Raw genomic sequence first — 16,982 nt, 5'->3', positions numbered from 1 at the left:
GAGGAGAAGGAAAGGATAATCTACGCTGCCGGCAGCAGCGGCAGCCGCACCCGAAACCAGCCCTCCGCGGCGCTGATTTCCACCGGCTGCGGGGCCCGCAGCAGCTCGTAGCGGTGGCGCACGTTGCGCAGGCCGGTGCCAGTACCCGCCGCTAGTCCGGCGGTGCGGGGGCGCAGAGTATTTTCGACCACGAAGTAACCGGTAGCCACCTCGGCCCTGAGGCGCAGCTCCAAGGGGTGCTCCCGCGAGGCCACGTTGTGCTTCAGGGCGTTTTCGACCAGCAACTGAATGCTGAGCGGGGCTACGTGCAGCGGCAAGGCAGCGGCCGGAATCTGCTGCACTACCCGCAGGTTGTCGCGGAAGCGGGCCTTGTGCAGGGCCAGGTAGGTTTCCACGAAGGCCAGCTCCTCGCTCAGGGGCACGGTAGTCCGCTCGCGGGCCAGCAGCACGTAGCGGTACACGTCGGAGAGCTGCTCCACGAACTGCTGAGCCGGCTCGTTGTCGGGCTCAATGAGAGCCGAGAGCGTGTTCAGGGAATTGAACAGAAAGTGCGGGTCGAGCTGACTTTGCAGGGCCTCGAGCTGACTTTGCACCCCGGCGCTCTGCAGTTGCTCGGCCCGGCGTACGTTCTCGGCCCACTGCCGAAAGAAATTCCAACTTTCGTAAATAAGCTGAATGACGATGGTGGGCACCATATTCAGCCCAAATTCAAACCAAAACGTGGACCAGGTAAGGTGCCCACCTTGCAGCAGGCCGGCAATACTGCCGAGGACCAGCGTTACGGCGGCCGTAATCAGGGTGTTGATGCTGGCCAGCAGCCACAGGCGCCGGGTCGTTTGCTCTACCTGCGGAAACCGGCGAAACAACCCGATCCAGAGGGCCCGCCCCGTCAGCCAAAACGAGCAAGTAAAGCCAATCGAAACAACCCAGTTGAGCAAGAATATGGGCCCCGAGCGGATGTGCAATACGCCGCGGGGCAGCAGGACCAGCAGCGCCAGCACCGGAATGCCGATCAGCAGAAACCATCGGTCGTTGATGCGGATGGGGTTGGGACGCTCGGCGGTAGGTAGGGGCATGAGGTATTACTTGCGGGGCAGCTGCTGCACGAAGCTAACCACCGCCTGCCGAAACCGCGCGGGCTGCTCCAGAAACGAATAGTGCTTGCCCGACAGCACCACTACTTGCTGCCGCGGAAACCGGAACGACTGAGGCGTGGCGCCGGTAGTTTGGTCATCTTGGCCCGCAATAACCAGCGTAGGCATGGTCAGTTGAGCGGTAGCAGGCACGTAGTCACGGCCGTAATCGGGTAGGCGGCCGCTGAACACCTGGGTAGCGAAGTCCTGGTTGGCGGGTACGGCCCGGCTCACGCGGCTGGCCCGGGCCGCCAAAGAATCGGCGGAGTACTGGAGTTGCCAGGCCAGTTTCTTCTGCTGTAAGGCGCCCATCACCATGCCAAAGCGCTGCATCAGGGGCAGGTTGGGGTTGGGCTGCTGAGCGGGAGGTAGCAAGGAGGTGCCGTACTGCAGCATGCTTTCCAAGGAGGCCGGCGGGTTTAGCACACTATTCACCAGCACCAGGGCCTGCACCCGCTTGGGGTATTGGGTGGCGTAGGCCGTGGCAATGGTGCCCCCGAACGAGTGCGCCATGACTACCCACTTCTCCAGGCCCAAGTGCTGGCGCAACTCTTCCAAGTCCTGCACCATGCGGGCCAGGGAGTAGTCCTGGCGCCGGGAGCTGGCCGAGCGTCCACTGCCGCGCTGGTCGAAGTAGATCATGCGCAGTGGGTCTTCGAGCCGGTTGCCGCCCAGCTTTTCAAACGAATAGCTGCCCGCCCCAGGGCCACCGTGCACAAACACGCACGGCGTGCCTCGCCCCGCCACCTGCACAGCCAGCCGCACCGAATCGGAGGTGAGCAGGGTAGTAGTGCCGGCGGTGAGGGAGGCTGATTTCGTTTGCGCCCACAACTGGCCTAAGCTAGTGAGCAGCAGCAAGCTGGCGAGTAACGCGGCAAAGGGACGGAAGCGGGGGCGGGTCATGGGGAATGGGAGAGGAGGCGTGGACAAGTAGTATAACCAGGTCAAACATCCGAAAAGCGCGTCTTTACTGCCAGCACAATCCGGGCGAAGCGCTGCCGCAACGGGGCGAAACGGAAGAAAAGGCCAGGTCAAAAGGAATGCTACTACACCTATGCCACTACCATAAGAAAGCCCAGGTGCCAAGCATTGCTGCCTGACCCCTGGGCTTCTTGCACCCCACCCCTGGGTTGCTCTTAAATAATAGTGCTCATGCCGAGCTTGATGTTGTTGCGGTGCACCTCGCAATCAGCAATGTCGAGCACGCTGTAGGCAATGAAATTGCCGACCTGCTCGGTGCTGTAGAGCGTGGTGGGGTTCAGTTCCGGCGTTACTACCCCTTGGTCGAGGGCGTGCTGCACGGCGTCGCGCACGCAGTCGGCTTCTTCTGGTAAGTCGAAGTGGTCGAGCAGCAGGGCGGCCGAGAGGATGGTGGCAATGGGGTTGGCAATGCCCTTGCCCTTGGCCTGGGGTAGGAGCCGTGGATGGGCTCGAACAGGGCCGCTCCATCTCCCACCGAAGCCGACGGCAGCAAACCCAGGGAGCCGGCAATCACCGAAGCCTCATCGGAAATGATGTCGCCGAACATGTTCTCGGTCAGGATGACGTCGAACTGCTTGGGGTTCAAGATGATTTGCATGGCGGCGTTGTCCACGAACAGATAGTCGAGGGCCACGCTGGGGTACTTGGGGGCAATGCTCTGCACGGTTTCGCGCCAGAGGCGGGAGGTTTCCAGCACGTTGGCCTTATCTACCAGCGTGAGCTGATGGCGGCGCGTTTCGGCGGCTTGGAAGGCCCGGTGCGCAATGCGCAGAATTTCCTCCCGGGAGTAGTTGCAGTGGTCGTAGGCGCTGGTGCGGTCCTCGGAGCGGCCTTTCTCCCCGAAGTAAATGCCGCCGGTCAGCTCCCGGAAAATCAGAATGTCGGTGCCCTGAATCCGCTCGGCTTTCAACGGGGAATGCTCCAGCAGCTGGTCGTAGGCCGTGATGGGGCGGATGTTGGCGTACAGCCCTAGCGACTTGCGCAACCTCAGTAGCCCTTGCTCGGGGCGCACCTTAGCCGTGGGGTCATTGTCGTACTTGGGGTCCCCGATGGCACCGAGCAGCACCGCATCGGCTTGGCGGCAGGCCTCCAGGGTAGCCTCGGGCAGGGGCGAGCCGGTGGCGTCAATGGCGCAGGCGCCCATCAGCTGGTAGTCGAAGGTAAACTCATGGCCAAAGCGGCTAGATACGGCGCGGAGCACCCGCACGGCCTCATTGCACACTTCCGGCCCAATCCCGTCGCCGGGCAACACTACAATTCGTTTGCTTAAACTACCCATGACCGTTGTTGCTCGTAGGCCGTAATGGCCGCCTCCTGGCTAATGAGAAAATCGATGTCGTCGTACCCGTTGAGCAGGCATTGCTTCTTGTAGGGGTCCAGCTCGAAGTGCACGGCCTCGGTCCAGCCCGGCACCGTGAGCGTCTGGGCCCGCAAATCCACTGTCAGCGTTGCCTGCGGATCCTGTGCTACTACCTCGAATAACTTCTGCAACACTTCATCGGAAACCTGCAGCGGCAACAGCCCCGTGTTCAAGGCATTGCCCCGGAAAATATCGGCGAAGTAGCTGCTAATCACCACCCGAAACCTCGCGTCAGCCAAGGCCCAGGCGGCGTGCTCCCGGCTGGAACCACACCCGAAGTTCTTACCGGCCAGCAGAATCTGGTGGCCCTGGTAGCGGGCATCGTTCAGCACAAAATCAGCCTTGGGCTGCCCGTCAGGAGTATAGCGCCAATCGGCAAACAGGTTCTGGCCAAATCCTTCCCGAGTCGTCGCCTTCAGAAAGCGCGCCGGAATAATCTGGTCGGTATCCACGTTCTCGATGGGCAGCGGCACCACGCCGGAGCGGAGCGTTTGGAATTTTTCCATGGGGTGAGTGGGGGTAGGAATTCGTGTTGTGGACCCCACCCCAACCCCTCCCCAGTGGGGAGGGGCTTAGATTACTGTGGCAACGTCCTGTATACAAGTCGTTGTAATGCTAACCTAAGTCCCTCCCCATCGGGGAGGGGTTGGGGTGGGGTTACCTAGTTCACATACTGCGTAATGTCCACCAAGCGGCCTTCTACGGCGGTAATGGCGGCTACCAGGGGCTGGCGAGTAGGGTGCGGGCGCCGGGTCCCTGGCGACCTTCGAAGTTGCGGTTGGAGGTGGACACGCAGTAGGCGCCGGCCGGAATCTTGTCGTCGTTCATGGCCAGGCAGGCGCTGCAGCCGGGCTCGCGCAGCTCGAAGCCGGCCTCGGCCAGGACCTTGTCGAGGCCTTCGGCAATGGCTTGCTGCTCCACTTGCTTGGAGCCGGGCACGATGATGGCCTCCACGTGGGCCGCCTTCTGCTTGCCCCGCACGTAGGCTGCTACCGTGCGCAAATCCTCAATGCGCGAGTTGGTGCAGCTGCCAATAAACACGTAGTTAATTTCTTTGCCCAGCAAGGATTCGCCCGGCTGAAAACCCATGTAGCGCAACGACTTATCGAAACTGGTGGCCTCGCTACCCCCATTGAGCACCGGAATGTTGGCCGAGAGTGGAATGCCCATGCCGGGGTTGGTGCCGTAGGTTATCATCGGCTGAATGGCTGCGGCGTCGAACTGCAACTCGGCGTCGAACACGGCATCTTCGTCGGAGTACAGGGTCTGCCAGTGAGCTACGGCCCGGTTCCAGTTCTCGCCCCGAGGCGCGAAACGGCGGCCTTGCAGGTAGCGGAATGTGGTAGCATCCGGGGCGATAAGGCCGCCGCGGGCGCCCATTTCAATGCTCATGTTGCAGACCGTCATGCGGCCTTCCATGCTCAGGCCCCGAATGGCGCTACCGGCGTACTCTACGAAGTAGCCGGTGGCGCCGCCCGTGCCTAGTTGGGAAATGACGTAGAGAATCAAATCCTTGGCCGTGACGCCCGGCCGTAACTCGCCATCCAAGGTAATGCGCATGCGCTTGGGCTTGTCGAGCAGCAGGCACTGCGAGGCCATGACCTGCGTCACCTGGCTGGTGCCAATGCCAAACGCAATAGTCCCGAACGCGCCGTGGGTAGAAGTATGACTGTCGCCGCACACCATGGTCAGGCCCGGTTGCGTGATGCCCAGCTCCGGCCCGATTACGTGCACAATGCCCTGGTACTGGTGGCCCAGACCGTACAGTTCTACCCCAAACTTGGCGCAGTTCTCGGTGAGTTTATCTACCTGGGAGCGGGACAGTGGGTCCTGAATCGGCTGGTTCTGGTGGCGGGTGGGTACGTTGTGGTCGGCGGTGGCCACAATCTGCTCGGGGCGGCGCAGGGTCAGGCCGCGGGTCGTCAGTTCCTCAAACGCCTGCGGGCTCGTGACTTCGTGAATCAGGTGGCGGTCGATGTAGAACACGGTGAGGCCACCGGCTACTTCGCGCACCACATGCGCATCCCAGATTTTATCGAATAAGGTTTTGGATGACATGGGAGAGGGGTGGGGCTTCTTAAAAGAACGATGTAGAGACGCGACACTTTGCGTCTCAATCATTGCTGATGTTGTTTAGGTTGTCCTTCCGACGCAGGAAGAATCTGGGTGAAATCGTTAGGAGTTTACCCCAGATTTCTCGCTCTGCTCGGAAGGACAGCTGAGGCTAGTCGTTCAACTACCACTCGTTCTGACGCCGAGACGCGAAGTGTCGCGTCTCTACAACCGTTTTGGCGTTAGCAAGCGAGGTCCTGCGCTCTGCTCTGTAGACGGGCTTGTGATTACCCAACGACAACCAGTTGCTCCTGCTCCACCATCACGTGCAAGTCCTCGTCTACCACTTCCTTTTGGCGGTCGGCGAGGACGAGGAAGGAGGCGTAGGCCTTGTTGAGGGCGGTGCGGTCGAAGTCGTAGCCGATTTTCTGGAGGCGGTAGGCCAGGGCGGCGCGGCCGGAGCGGGCCGTCAGCACAATGGCCGAGTCGGGCATACCTACTTCGCGCGGGTCAATGATTTCGTAGGTTTCGCGGTGCTTGATGACGCCGTCCTGATGGATGCCGCTGGAGTGCGAAAACGCGTTGGCGCCCACAATGGCCTTGTTCGGCTGCACCGGCATGGACATGAGGTGGGACACCATCGTCGAGGTTTCGGCGAGTAGCTTGGTGTTGATGCCCGTTTCGAAATTGAGGTAGGGATGCTGGCGCAGGACCATCACGGCTTCTTCCAGGGCCGTGTTGCCGGCCCGCTCGCCTACCCCGTTAATGGTGCACTCCACCTGCCGGGCGCCGCCCAGCACGCCCGCAATGGAGTTGGCCGTGGCCATGCCCAAATCGTTGTGGCAGTGGGTAGACAAGCGCACGTGCTCAATGCCGCGCACATTATCTGCCAGGTACTTAATCTTGGCGCCGTACTCGCTGGGTAGGCAGTAGCCGGTGGTATCGGGGATGTTGAGCACGGTAGCGCCTGCCCGGATGGCAGCCTCGCAGACGCGGGCTAGAAACTCGTTGTCGGTGCGGCCGGCGTCCTCGGCGTAAAACTCCACGTCCTCCACAAAGGACTTGGCCAGTTTCACGGCCGCTACGGCTCGTTCCAGCACTTTCTCGGGGGTAGTGCAGAGCTTAAACCGGATGTGCGACTCCGACGTACCGATGCCCGTGTGAATGCGCGGGTACTTGGCTGATTTCAAGGCCTCGGCAGCCGTGACGATGTCGTTTTCCACGGCCCGTGAGAGGCCACACACGGTAGCGTAGCGCGTTTGGGCCGCAATGGCCGCCACCGCTGCAAAGTCGCCGGGACTCGACACCGGAAAACCGGCCTCAATCACATCCACGCCGAGTAGCTCGAGCTGGCGGGCAATCAGCAGTTTCTCGTCCCGGTTCAGCTTGCAGCCCGGCACCTGTTCCCCGTCGCGCAGGGTCGTGTCGAAGATGTGGATTTTTTGCGTGGCCATGTCGTGCGGGTTCAGTCAGCGAAAAATGCTGCCTGCAAGTACATGGCCTCGGCGTGTCAGGAAAAACGAATTGCCGGTAGGCTTACTATTTCTAACGGATATATTTGGAAGTTTAACTAATTGATAATCATAATGAAATGTCTTATTGAAATACGATGACCAAATGCCTGAAAGCACATTCGCTTAGCCGTAAAGGGAACTTGCTTGGCTAACGACTGACGTAAAATCTCTTATCTACTCTGCTTCAGTCTGTCGTTTGGAGGCGGCAAAGAATTGCAGCAGGTCTGCGGGTTAGAAGGTGGAAAAGTGCTGGAGCCTCTCATCTTTACGACCTCATGCTAAGCACTACCTCGCGTAGGCAGTCAGGGCTTTCACATCATATAACGGCTTCATTCAGAGCGTAGCAGCTCGTTCGCACGGTCTGGTTAGTAGCACAACGTCAGCTGCCGAGCTGCTGCGTTGCGCTCGGCATGGCAGTCTTTGTACTAACTACTTACAACTTCCAGTAACCGAACCTTCTTACCTCTACCAGTTGCTATTTGTGTAATTAAGTAAGTTACAATCAAGAATTTGACTGTAGAACAACCACAATGCCTAACGAAAGTACCGACCCGGTTTTTCAGCTTATCAAAACCCTGACCCGCACCGAAAAGCGGCACTTCCGCCTGTTTGCCAACCGCCAGGGCTCCACTGATGGGCTAAAGTTTCTGCAGCTTTTCGACGCCCTGGACGGGCAGCTGCGCTACGATGAGGAGCGGATATTGACCCAGGTGCCGGCCATCAAAAAAGTACAAATAGCCAACCTCAAAGCCAACCTGTACCGGCAGTTGTTGGCCAGTTTGCGCATGTACCACGCCGGCCACCACCTCGATATTCAGCTCCACGAGCAGCTTGATTATGCCCGCGTGCTCTACAACCGCGGCTTGTACCAACAGAGCCTGCGCATGCTGGAAAAGGTGAAGGCCACCGCCCAGCAGGCCGAAATGAAGCACATAGTGCTGCTGGCGCTAGATTTTGAGAAGCTGATTGAAGGCCAGTACATTACCCGCAGTCTGCGCGGCCGGGCCCGGGAGCTGTCGGATGAGGCCACGGACACGGTGCGGCACGTGGCGCGCGAGCATGAACTGTCGAACCTGGCTTTGCGCATGTACGGCCGCTACCTGAAAATCGGGCACACCCGCAACCAACAGGACCACGACAATATCACGGCTTATTTCCGGGCGGGGCTACCCGTGCTGGACCCCCGGCAGGCCGGTTTCTTTGAGCAGCTGTACTACTATCAGGCCCACGTCTGGTACTACACCATCACCCAGAATTTCCGCCTGTGTTTTCGCTACGCCCAGAAATGGGTAGACCTGTTCGAAGAGAACCCACTGATGCGCGAACAGCAGGCCATGCTCTACATCAAAGGCCTACACAATCTGCTGATTACGGCGCACAACCTGCTGTACTACAGTAAGTTCGAGCAGGTGCTGGCTCAGTTGGAAGCCTACGCCGCCGACCCCGACCGGCGCACCAGCCCCAACATTGACATGCTGCTGTTTCTGTACATCTACACCAACCGGCTCAATGGGTATTTCATGCGCGGGCAGTTCACGGAAGGCCTTACCATCATTCCGGAGCTGCTGGAAAAGCTGGATTATTTCCGCCTGCAGCTCGACTCGCACCGGCGGCTGGTGTTTTACTACAAAATTGCCAGCCTCTACTTCGGCAGCGGGCAGTCCGACAAAGCCATTGAGTACCTTAACAAGGTCATTTATTTCAAGGAAGCCAGCCTGCGCGAAGACATTCAGTGCTTTGCCCGCATCCTCAACCTGATTGCCCACTACGAGGCTGGCCGCGACGAGGCCTTGGACTACCAGATTCGCTCGGTGTACCGCTTCTTGGGTAAAATGAACGACCAGCAGCAGATGCAGGAGGCCATTTTCCAGTTCCTGCGTACCCTCGGCGACGTAGCGCCTTTCCAGCTGAAAGACGCTTTTGTGAAGCTCAAAAACCACCTCATCCGCATTGCCGAAAACCCCTACGAGCGCCGGCCCTTTCTCTACCTCGACATCATTTCTTGGCTGGAAAGCAAGATTGAAAACGTACCCGTGCAGGAAGTTATCCGGCGCAAATTCAAACAGCTGAAATAGAACAATATCAGGGGAGAAGGCTACCTGCTTTCCTGCTACCAAAGTTGCCGGAGTTGGCGTAGATTGGCCGCGAGCTACCTCTACTCTTGCGCCTTGCCTTCTATGGTTAACTTCTCCGCTGCCCGCCTGGCTTATCGTTGGATAGTATTCGCTGCTGGGCTGCTGGCCCCCGGCGCGGTACGGGCACAGGAGCCCGCGGGACCTGCCGATGTGGTGCAGTGGGTGAATCCGCTGATGGGTACTGACTCCAAGCCCGAGCTTTCTAACGGCAACACCTACCCGGCCATTGCCCTGCCCTGGGGCATGAACTTCTGGATGCCGCAAACCGGCAAAATGGGCAGCGGCTGGGCTTACCAGTACAGCGCCGACAAAATCAGGGGGTTCAAGCAGACCCACCAGCCCTCACCCTGGATGAACGACTACGGGCAGTTTGCCCTCATGCCCATCACCGGGAAGCGGCGTTTCGAGGAGGATGCCCGGGCCAGCTGGTTTACCCACAAGGCCGAAACCGCCACGCCCTACTACTACCGCGTGTACCTGGCCGACCACGACGTAACCACGGAAATTGCCCCCACGGAACGCGCGGCCCGCTTCCGCTTCACCTTCCCACGCACCGACAGCGCCTACGTGGTGCTGGACGCCCTGGACAAAGGCTCGTACGTGAAGCTGCTACCCCAGCAAAACAAGATCATTGGGTACACTACCCGCAACAGCAAGGGCGTCCCGGCGAACTTCAAGAATTACTTTGTGCTGGAGTTCGACCATCCTTTCACCAGCACAGCCATCTATCAGGATAAGCAGTTGAATGTGAGCAGCCTGGAAGCGCAGGCCAACCACACGGGCGCCGTAGTAGGCTTCCGGACGCGCAAGGGTGAGCAGGTGAACGTGCGCGTGGCCTCGTCCTTTATCAGCCCCGAGCAGGCGGAAATCAACCTGCGCGAAATTGGGGCCGATGATTTCGAGGCCGTGAAGCAAAAAGCCCGGCAGGCCTGGAATCAGCAGCTCGGCCGCATACAGGTGGAGGGCGGCACCGATGACCAGTTGCGTACGTTTTACTCGTGCCTGTACCGCTCCCTGCTGTTCCCGCGCAAGTTTTACGAGCTGGATGCCGCCGGTAAGCCCGTGCATTACAGCCCCTACAACGGGCAGGTGCTGCCGGGCTACCTCTACACCGATACGGGCTTCTGGGACACGTTCCGGGCCCTGTTTCCCTTCCTGAACCTGATGTACCCGAGCGTGAATGCCCAGGTGCAGGAAGGGCTGGTGAATGCCTACCTAGAAGGTGGCTGGCTGCCAGAGTGGGGCAGCCCCGGCTACCGCAACGTAATGATTGGCAATAACTCAGCCTCGGTGGTAGCGGATGCCTACCTGAAAGGCGGGCGCGGCTACGACATCAACAAGCTGTATGAGGCCCTGGTGCACGGGGCCAACAACGCCGGCCCGCTGACGGCCGTGGGCCGGGCCGGTGTAAACTATTACAACAAGCTGGGCTACGTGCCCTACGATGTGAAAATCAACGAAAACGCGGCCCGCACCCTGGAGTACGCCTACGACGACTTTACGATATACCAGCTGGCCAAAGCCCTGGGCCGCCCCCAAAAGGAAGTCAACCTCTACGCCCGGCGCAGCCAGAACTACCGCAATTTATTCGATAAAGAAACCGGCTTAATGCGGGGCAAAAACCAAAACGGCAAGTTTCAGACGCCCTTCAACCCCTTTAAATGGGGCGATGCTTTCACGGAGGGCAACAGCTGGCACTACACCTGGTCGGTGTTTCATGACGTGCAAGGCCTGATGGATCTGATGGGCGGCCGCAAGCCCTTCGTGGCAACCCTAGACACGGTGTTTACTTTGGCGCCGGTGTTTGATGAGTCATACTATGGGAGGTGATTCACGAGATTCGGGAAATGCAGATTGCCAACATGGGCAACTACGCCCACGGCAACCAGCCCATTCAGCACATGGTTTACCTCTACAACTACGCCGGACAGCCCTGGAAAGCGCAGTACTGGGCGCGCGAGGTGCTCAACCGCCTTTACCAGCCCACCCCCGACGGCTACTGCGGCGACGAGGACAACGGCCAGACCTCCGCCTGGTACGTGTTTTCGGCCCTGGGTTTCTACCCCGTCTGCCCCGGCACCGACCAATACGTGCTGGGCGCGCCGCTCTTTAAAAAGGTAACGCTGCAGCTGGAAAACGGTAAGCAGGTAGTGCTCAGCGCGCCCAACAACAGCGCCGATAACCGCTACATCCGCGGCCTGCAGGTTAATGGCCAGGACCATAATTACAACTGGCTCAGCCACCAGACCCTGATGCAAGGCGCTACCCTTAATTTCGACATGGCCCCCACGCCCGCCACCACCCGGGGCACTACCCGGAAGCCGCGCCGTATTCCTTTAGCAAGCCTCTAAAGGGGCGAAAGTAGGAAGTGAGGCAAGTGTAGCTCAGGCCCCATTAGGTAGGCCAGCCGGACTTAGGTTCCGTAGGCAGTGACCAAAAAGCACGTCATGCTGAGCCCTGCGAAGCATCTCCACTGCTTTACTAGAACGTCGTGTCGAGCTTGTCGAGACATCTCGCGTGCTGACGTTGCCAAACTTGCGTCACACTTCGACAAGCGGACGCTAGATCAGGCATGACGTTCATTTATTGTACTCCCAGCGCCTACAAGCGAGCATTTAGCTACCGTTGAGAAGAGTGTCGCCGTTACGTAGGGGCACTTTAGGAATGCATTTTAAGCAGCGGAGTGCCGTGCAGCGCCTGCACGAACAGCCAGCCCACGGCCCCGGCGTACAGCGCGGCACCCAGCCAGGTTAGGGCTACGGCCTGCCGGGGGCGCCACTTGCTGCTAGCCCAGCCCAGCAGCGGCACCACTTGCAGGGAGTGCAGGCCCAGGAAGTGAGCAATGCGCAGGTCGCCGGCGCGGGTGCTCCAGCCCAGGCCAGGCAGGCCGGGGCCACCATCGGGGGCGCCTACCGTGTGCTGGTTTAAGTGAATCATCATGCCGCCTAGCAGGCTCCCGAGCAGGAACAGCAGCAACCCCAGCCGCACGCCCCACACGTAGCCCGCCGGACCATGCGGGCGGTGCCGCCACACCAAGTACACGGCCCACATAGTGAGGATGGTGTTCAGCATGATGAAGACCCCCATCAGGTTAAAAACCAGCATATCGAAGCCACTATCAATGTTGTAGTGGGAGGTAGTGCCGCGGGCCGCCTGCGTTACAATGCATACCATTTCGACCACCATGCTCAGGCCTACCCCCAGCTAATGCGCCGCACTGACTTTTGCGCCGCGGCCGGCAAATCGGCCAGCAGCCAAGCCAGAGTCCAGAGGTAGAGCAGCCCCGATAGGGCAAATTTGGCCGGCTTTATCCACACCAGGTGGCCAGTAACCACGCGCTGGTCGAGGGGAAGCAGTGCCAGTGCTAGCACCAACAGAGCCACGTGCCCCCAGCCCGCCCAGGACAGCACCGGATTAACGCGGTGCAATACGCGCAGCCAATCGGCCACGAAGGCCACCGGTGAGGAGAAGCCGTTGGCGGGCTGGGAAGTAGAGGTTGAAGCTGTTTTCAGAGGTAGGGTGGCAGACATAGGTACAGGAGTTAGCGGGTAGCACCAGAAACCGAATCCGAAACGTGGCGGCCGTAGAAGCGCCGCACCAAGGAGTAAAGCAGCAGCCCCACCGGGCCAAACAGGAAAGTAAGGAGCAGGCACGGCACCAGCAGCCAGTGTGGCACGCCGCGCCGCCGGGCATCCAGGCTTTCCCAGATGCCCAGGCTCAAATCGAAGCAGAGGTAGTGAAGCCAGCCGGCCAGCAGTGCCCACGGGTCTTGGAACAAAGCTGCTACCTCGGTTAGAGAGCTGAAGCCGCCCTGGCCCGCCTGCGGACTCAGGTAGTGACTACCAATCAGCAGAGCATAGGCGCCGGCCAGCAGTAGGGGTAGGGCGCCGCTCAGCACAACGGCTTGCGTGAGGCGCCAGCGTGGGGCCAGCACCAGCAGGGCCCAGCCCAGCAGGGCAAGTGGGTTGGCCACGGAAAACAGGAAAGCGGGCGTAAGATGCATGGCAAGAATGAGCTGATGACGCCGTAAACTTGCACGAAAAGCGTGGCCCCACCGCCGCTAAACCGGTCGAAGCAGCTGCCACGGCGGGTGAACCGTAGGCGGTAGCCGGGTGAGCTGAAGCACCGGCATACAACTAAGCCTACCAGAAGGCGTATTTTTGCGTTGTGGAAGCTGTTTGTTTATCCCGTTTACTACCTCTGGCTGGTGTGCTGCTAACGGCCGCGCCGGCCGCTGCGGTTGCCAGTGCGCCCCCCGCCGACGATAGTTCTTTTGTGCGCCAGGCCCACCGCCGCATCGTTTTTCAGTTAGATCAGCGCTTCTCCATCCTGAATGGGAAGATAGTGGGTATCAATGGCGTAAAAGGCGGCGTTGAGTGGCGCGGCCGCTGGCGAGCGGGCGTGGGTGTGTACCGCCTCTCGGGTGGGGTACCTACCCGCATTGCCCAACCGGAAGGCACCCCGCCCGGCACCCGCGACGAGGTCCGGTTTCGCTACCTGGCCGGCTACGGCGAATATGTGTTTATCGGCAACCCCCGCTGGGAACTGAGCACGCCGTTGCAGCTCGGGGCCGGCAGCTACTATACCAAATACTACTTCCCCGACGGCGGTGTACGCCGCACCAAGAGCCAGGTGCTGTTCCTGCTAGAACCGTCCGTGGGGGCCCACTACCGCATATTCCGCTGGATTGGCGTGGGTGCCGGTGTGGGCTACCGCCAGGTGTGGGCGGCCGGCAAACAACCCGAGGATGAGATGAGCGGCATCATTTTCTTCGGGCGCGTCAAGCTGTTTCTCGGCGACTTAATTAAGGTAGCGCGGGGCCATGAGCGGCTGTTCTCCCAGCACGGGCTAAAGCCTGAAGAATAAGGGCAGTAAACAGAAGTACGGAGTAAAAAGAGGATAGCAAAAGCAGCCCGTCATCCGGAGGCGAAAACCTCTGAGTGACGGGCTGCTTTTGCTGCGTGCTGTTTATGGTTTTACCGTGCGCCGGCTACGCCTTTGGCCGATAAGGGCCGGCGCAGCACGTAGCGGCGCACGTATTCGCTGGGCTCCCCTTTGGTGTAGTTGATGGGCTGCTCCAGAATCTGCACAATTTCCCAGCCCCGGCTACCCATGTAATTGAGGGCGCTGATGGTGGTAGCAAATACCTGAATCTTGCCGGCCTCACGCACTACCTGCTCCGAGCCGCCCAGCTTTTCGTAGCCGTAGCCGAAATCCACGTAAATGTCGCCGCTCTTTTCCTTTTCAGGTTTACCAATGTTGACAAAGCCCGTGCGCATCAGCTCACAGAACTCGTAGCGCTCGGCCTCGGCCTGCACCGCTCGGGCGGGTTGCGCCGACTGGGCCTGCACTTGCCCGGCAGTAGCCAGCAGCGCGGCTGCCACCAGGGTAGGGAAGAAATTTTTCATGGGGTGATTGGTTGGTAGAGAGGGTTCAGAGTATGTCTTTCGGTTATAAAGCTGACGAAGGAAAGGCGAAGTAGTAGCGCGGCGATTGTTTGCAAAGTACTACCGTGAATGTCCTGCCGACGCAGGAGGAATTGGAGTTAATCATCAAAGGCTAAATTCAGATTCCTCCTGCGTCGGCAGGACAGTTTTGGTTGATTATCAGCTTAGAGAAGCTAGTTGTAATTAGGCAGCAGGCGGTACTGGCGGCCGTATTCTAGCATCTGTTCGGCGAAGTTGGTTGGGTACTCCAACTTCACGTCCACGATTTTGTCGCCTTGCTTGATGGGCACCAGCCGGGGCTGAATAAACCCGACGTAGGGCGCAATATGCAGCTTTTGGTAACGGGCCAATACTTCCTTGTGCAGGACCGGATCAACCTTTACCCCGTAGGTTTCAATCAGGGCCTTGCCGGCGGCGTAGTCGCCCTCGCTGGTGATGCGCTGCAGCTCCCGCAGCAGCTGCCCGAACAGGCCACGCAGCTTCTCGTAGTCATTGATGCGGAAGTAGGTGTTGCCCTCGCGGGTCACTTTCTCAATGACGTTTTCCTTGCGGCCTTTCTCGAAAACCCACCGAGCGACCATCTGGCGGTTGCGCATGTGGGCTTCTTCCACCGTCTCGCCGAGTTGCAGGCGCACTAGCTGGGTCAGCAGGCCGTTGCGAATGTAGCTGTCGTACTCCGCCTTGGCTACGTCGGGGGAGGGCACCACGCCCAGCTGCATCAGCTTGGGGTCGGGCAGGTAATAGAGAGCTACCAGGTCGGCGCGGGCTTCTTCCAGGGCCGAGGCGTAGCTTTTCAGGGTTTCTTTGGGCGTGCCCACGCCCTTATTGATCTGCCCCGAGGCGTGCCCGATTACCTCGTGCATGTCGGTGTGCAGCTTGGCGGCCAGCTCCGCGTAGGTGCGGGCCCGCTGCTTTTCGGCTTCGTCCAAGGCAAACTCATCTAGCATGCCGCCTGCTTCGGCCGCGTTGCTGGCCTCCACAATGTTGCCCAGCTGCACCGATTTTGAGCCGTGCTCCTTCCGAATCCAGGTGGCGTTGGGCAGGTTAATCCCGATGGGCGTTTTGGGGGCCGTGGCGCCGGCTTCCACCACCACCGTAATCACCTTGGCCGTGATGCCTACCACGTTTTGCTTGCGGTGCTGGGCCAGAATAGGTGAATGATCCTCGAACCACTGGGCCTCGTTGCCAATGGCCTGAATGCGCTTGGTGGCCTCCAAATCCTTGAACGATACCACCGACTCGTAGGCGGCGCGGTAGCCCAGCGGGTCGCCGTACACCTCAATAAAGCCGTTCACGACGTCCGTCCTCGACTTGGTGTCGTGCACCCAGGCCACGTTGTACTCGTCCCACTTCTTTAGGTCGCCGGTTTGGTAGAACTCCACCAGCTTGCGCAGGGCCAGCTCCTGCTCGGGCGTATCGGCCACGGCGGCGGCCTTGTTGAGCCAGTATACCACCTTGGTCAGGGCCGCGCCGTACATGCCCTCCGTAAACCAGACTCGCTCCACAATGCGGCTCTGCTTGTCCTTCACCAGCTTGGAGTTGAGGCCGTAGGATATGGGCTGCGGGTCTTTCTTGTTGATTTTCTTGCGGTAAAAAGCCTCTACTTCCGTCTGGGTCATGCCCTCGTAGTAGTTGGTAGCGGAGGTTTTCACCAGGTCTTTGCCCGCCTCCTGGTTTACCCGCTTAGGGGCCAGGTTGGGGTCGAAGAGGATGGGTTTCAAGGTAGCCAGGAACTTGGTCACCGACTCGCCCGGCTCCAGGGGCAGCTTTTTGGCATCGGTAGCAAATATCAGCTCTCGGAAATACTCGGGCGTGCACTCCGGCACAAACTTGCGCGTGCTGTAGTGGTGATGAATGCCATTGCTAAACCACACGCGCTTGGCGTAGGTAGCAAACTTTTCAGCCTGGGCTATTTGCTGCTGGTTGGTGCTGGCGGTACGGCGCTCCTCATTGGCGGGCCACAAGGCCTCCATGGTGCGGCGCACCCGCAGGTTATGCCGGTAGTTCTGGTCGTAGGTAATGTCGCGCCCACTCAGGGCCGCCTCATAGAGGTAGTAGAGCAGCTCTTTCTGGCGGGGCTCCAACTCCTCAAAACCGGGTACCTGGTAGCGCAGAATCCGCAGGTCGGCAAACTGCTCCATCACAAGCTGGAAGGCAGGGGTAGCCGGAACTGGCGGGGCCACCGGAGCGGATTCTTCCTGCGCAGCCGCTGCGGCCAGTTGCCCTACGGCTTCCGCGGTAGCGCCCGTTACGGCCGTGGTAGGAGTAGTGGTGCGGGAGGTGCTGGCGCAGCTGCTACCTAGCTGAGTCAGGAGCAGAAAAGTAGCCGCCGAAAAACGCGTATGATTCATTGAGTATGT

At 59.8% G+C, this 16,982-nt stretch carries 11 protein-coding genes and 3 pseudogenes; 3 read left to right on the top strand and 11 right to left on the bottom strand.

Translation table 11 applies throughout. The annotated features are described in order from the left end of the window. Positions 1-20 precede the first annotated feature (20 nt). The 6 genes and pseudogenes from MUN84_RS04570 to MUN84_RS04545 all read right to left on the bottom strand — a co-directional run bounded on the left by MUN84_RS04570 (position 21) and on the right by MUN84_RS04545 (position 6,980). Positions 21-1,076, bottom strand: coding sequence for a sensor histidine kinase (locus MUN84_RS04570; protein ID WP_244696841.1), 1,056 nt, complete (start codon positions 1,074-1,076; stop codon positions 21-23). A gap of 6 nt (positions 1,077-1,082) precedes the next feature. Continuing rightward, a complete protein-coding gene (locus MUN84_RS04565) occupies positions 1,083-2,036 on the bottom strand; it encodes an alpha/beta fold hydrolase (RefSeq protein WP_244696840.1) in 954 nt (317 codons plus the stop codon). Positions 2,037-2,269: 233 nt separating this feature from the next. After that, a pseudogene (gene leuB / locus MUN84_RS04560) lies at positions 2,270-3,393 on the bottom strand (3-isopropylmalate dehydrogenase). Next, complete coding sequence (leuD, locus tag MUN84_RS04555; protein WP_244696839.1) at positions 3,381-3,980, bottom strand: 3-isopropylmalate dehydratase small subunit; 600 nt, start codon at positions 3,978-3,980, stop codon at positions 3,381-3,383. The pseudogene leuB and the gene leuD overlap by 13 nt, the downstream one beginning before the upstream one ends. A gap of 155 nt (positions 3,981-4,135) precedes the next feature. Beyond that, positions 4,136-5,532, bottom strand: a pseudogene (gene leuC, locus MUN84_RS04550) (3-isopropylmalate dehydratase large subunit). 281 nt (positions 5,533-5,813) lie between these two features. Next, positions 5,814-6,980, bottom strand: a complete 1,167-nt coding sequence (locus MUN84_RS04545) for a 2-isopropylmalate synthase (protein WP_244696838.1) — start codon at positions 6,978-6,980, stop codon at positions 5,814-5,816. Positions 6,981-7,570: 590 nt separating this feature from the next. Between MUN84_RS04545 and MUN84_RS04540 the strand changes: the two genes are divergently transcribed. Together MUN84_RS04540 and MUN84_RS04535 are read left to right on the top strand one after the other, a co-directional pair. Next, positions 7,571-9,115 (top strand): hypothetical protein, encoded by a 1,545-nt coding sequence (locus MUN84_RS04540; RefSeq protein ID WP_244696837.1) that lies wholly within the window; start codon positions 7,571-7,573, stop codon positions 9,113-9,115. A gap of 102 nt (positions 9,116-9,217) precedes the next feature. Then, a pseudogene (locus MUN84_RS04535) lies at positions 9,218-11,540 on the top strand (GH92 family glycosyl hydrolase). A 293-nt stretch (positions 11,541-11,833) separates the two neighbouring features. Here MUN84_RS04535 and MUN84_RS04530 read toward each other — a convergent pair. From MUN84_RS04530 to MUN84_RS04520, 3 genes are read right to left on the bottom strand one after another with little or no spacing between them, the layout of a single operon-like run. Further along, complete coding sequence (locus tag MUN84_RS04530; protein ID WP_244696836.1) at positions 11,834-12,361, bottom strand: hypothetical protein; 528 nt, start codon at positions 12,359-12,361, stop codon at positions 11,834-11,836. 8 nt (positions 12,362-12,369) lie between these two features. Then, positions 12,370-12,705, bottom strand: a complete 336-nt coding sequence (locus MUN84_RS04525) for a hypothetical protein (RefSeq protein ID WP_244696835.1) — start codon at positions 12,703-12,705, stop codon at positions 12,370-12,372. A gap of 11 nt (positions 12,706-12,716) precedes the next feature. Next, a complete protein-coding gene (locus MUN84_RS04520) occupies positions 12,717-13,178 on the bottom strand; it encodes an ABA4-like family protein (protein WP_244696834.1) in 462 nt (153 codons plus the stop codon). Between the two features lie 206 nt (positions 13,179-13,384). Here MUN84_RS04520 and MUN84_RS04515 point away from each other — a divergent pair, with 206 nt between their 5' ends. Then, positions 13,385-14,041 (top strand): hypothetical protein, encoded by a 657-nt coding sequence (locus MUN84_RS04515; protein ID WP_244696833.1) that lies wholly within the window; start codon positions 13,385-13,387, stop codon positions 14,039-14,041. A 110-nt stretch (positions 14,042-14,151) separates the two neighbouring features. Here MUN84_RS04515 and MUN84_RS04510 read toward each other — a convergent pair whose 3' ends face one another. Both MUN84_RS04510 and MUN84_RS04505 read right to left on the bottom strand, forming a co-directional pair. Continuing rightward, positions 14,152-14,583: a hypothetical protein gene (locus tag MUN84_RS04510; RefSeq protein WP_244696832.1), complete on the bottom strand. Its 432-nt coding sequence runs from the start codon at positions 14,581-14,583 to the stop codon at positions 14,152-14,154. Between the two features lie 212 nt (positions 14,584-14,795). Next, a complete protein-coding gene (locus MUN84_RS04505; protein WP_244696831.1) occupies positions 14,796-16,973 on the bottom strand; it encodes a dipeptidyl peptidase 3 in 2,178 nt (725 codons plus the stop codon). Positions 16,974-16,982: the final 9 nt, after the last annotated feature.

The organism is Hymenobacter sp. 5516J-16, from assembly GCF_022919335.1.
GTDB classification, from domain to species: domain Bacteria; phylum Bacteroidota; class Bacteroidia; order Cytophagales; family Hymenobacteraceae; genus Hymenobacter; species Hymenobacter sublimis.
The sequence above is the reverse complement of the archived record's forward strand: the minus strand, read 5'-3'. Positions and strand labels throughout refer to the sequence as shown.

What these genes read in the sequence shown, in the direction of transcription:
- MUN84_RS04510 (WP_244696832.1), bottom strand. Translation starts at nt 14,583, where the DNA reads ATGAAAAATTTCTTCCCTACCCTGGTGGCAGCCGCGCTGCTGGCTACT.
- MUN84_RS04545 (WP_244696838.1), bottom strand. Translation starts at nt 6,980, where the DNA reads ATGGCCACGCAAAAAATCCACATCTTCGACACGACCCTGCGCGACGGG.
- MUN84_RS04525 (WP_244696835.1), bottom strand. Translation starts at nt 12,705, where the DNA reads ATGTCTGCCACCCTACCTCTGAAAACAGCTTCAACCTCTACTTCCCAG.
- MUN84_RS04540 (WP_244696837.1), top strand. Translation starts at nt 7,571, where the DNA reads ATGCCTAACGAAAGTACCGACCCGGTTTTTCAGCTTATCAAAACCCTG.
- MUN84_RS04570 (WP_244696841.1), bottom strand. Translation starts at nt 1,076, where the DNA reads ATGCCCCTACCTACCGCCGAGCGTCCCAACCCCATCCGCATCAACGAC.
- MUN84_RS04530 (WP_244696836.1), bottom strand. Translation starts at nt 12,361, where the DNA reads ATGGTGGTCGAAATGGTATGCATTGTAACGCAGGCGGCCCGCGGCACT.
- MUN84_RS04520 (WP_244696834.1), bottom strand. Translation starts at nt 13,178, where the DNA reads ATGCATCTTACGCCCGCTTTCCTGTTTTCCGTGGCCAACCCACTTGCC.
- leuD (WP_244696839.1), bottom strand. Translation starts at nt 3,980, where the DNA reads ATGGAAAAATTCCAAACGCTCCGCTCCGGCGTGGTGCCGCTGCCCATC.
- MUN84_RS04505 (WP_244696831.1), bottom strand. Translation starts at nt 16,973, where the DNA reads ATGAATCATACGCGTTTTTCGGCGGCTACTTTTCTGCTCCTGACTCAG.
- MUN84_RS04565 (WP_244696840.1), bottom strand. Translation starts at nt 2,036, where the DNA reads ATGACCCGCCCCCGCTTCCGTCCCTTTGCCGCGTTACTCGCCAGCTTG.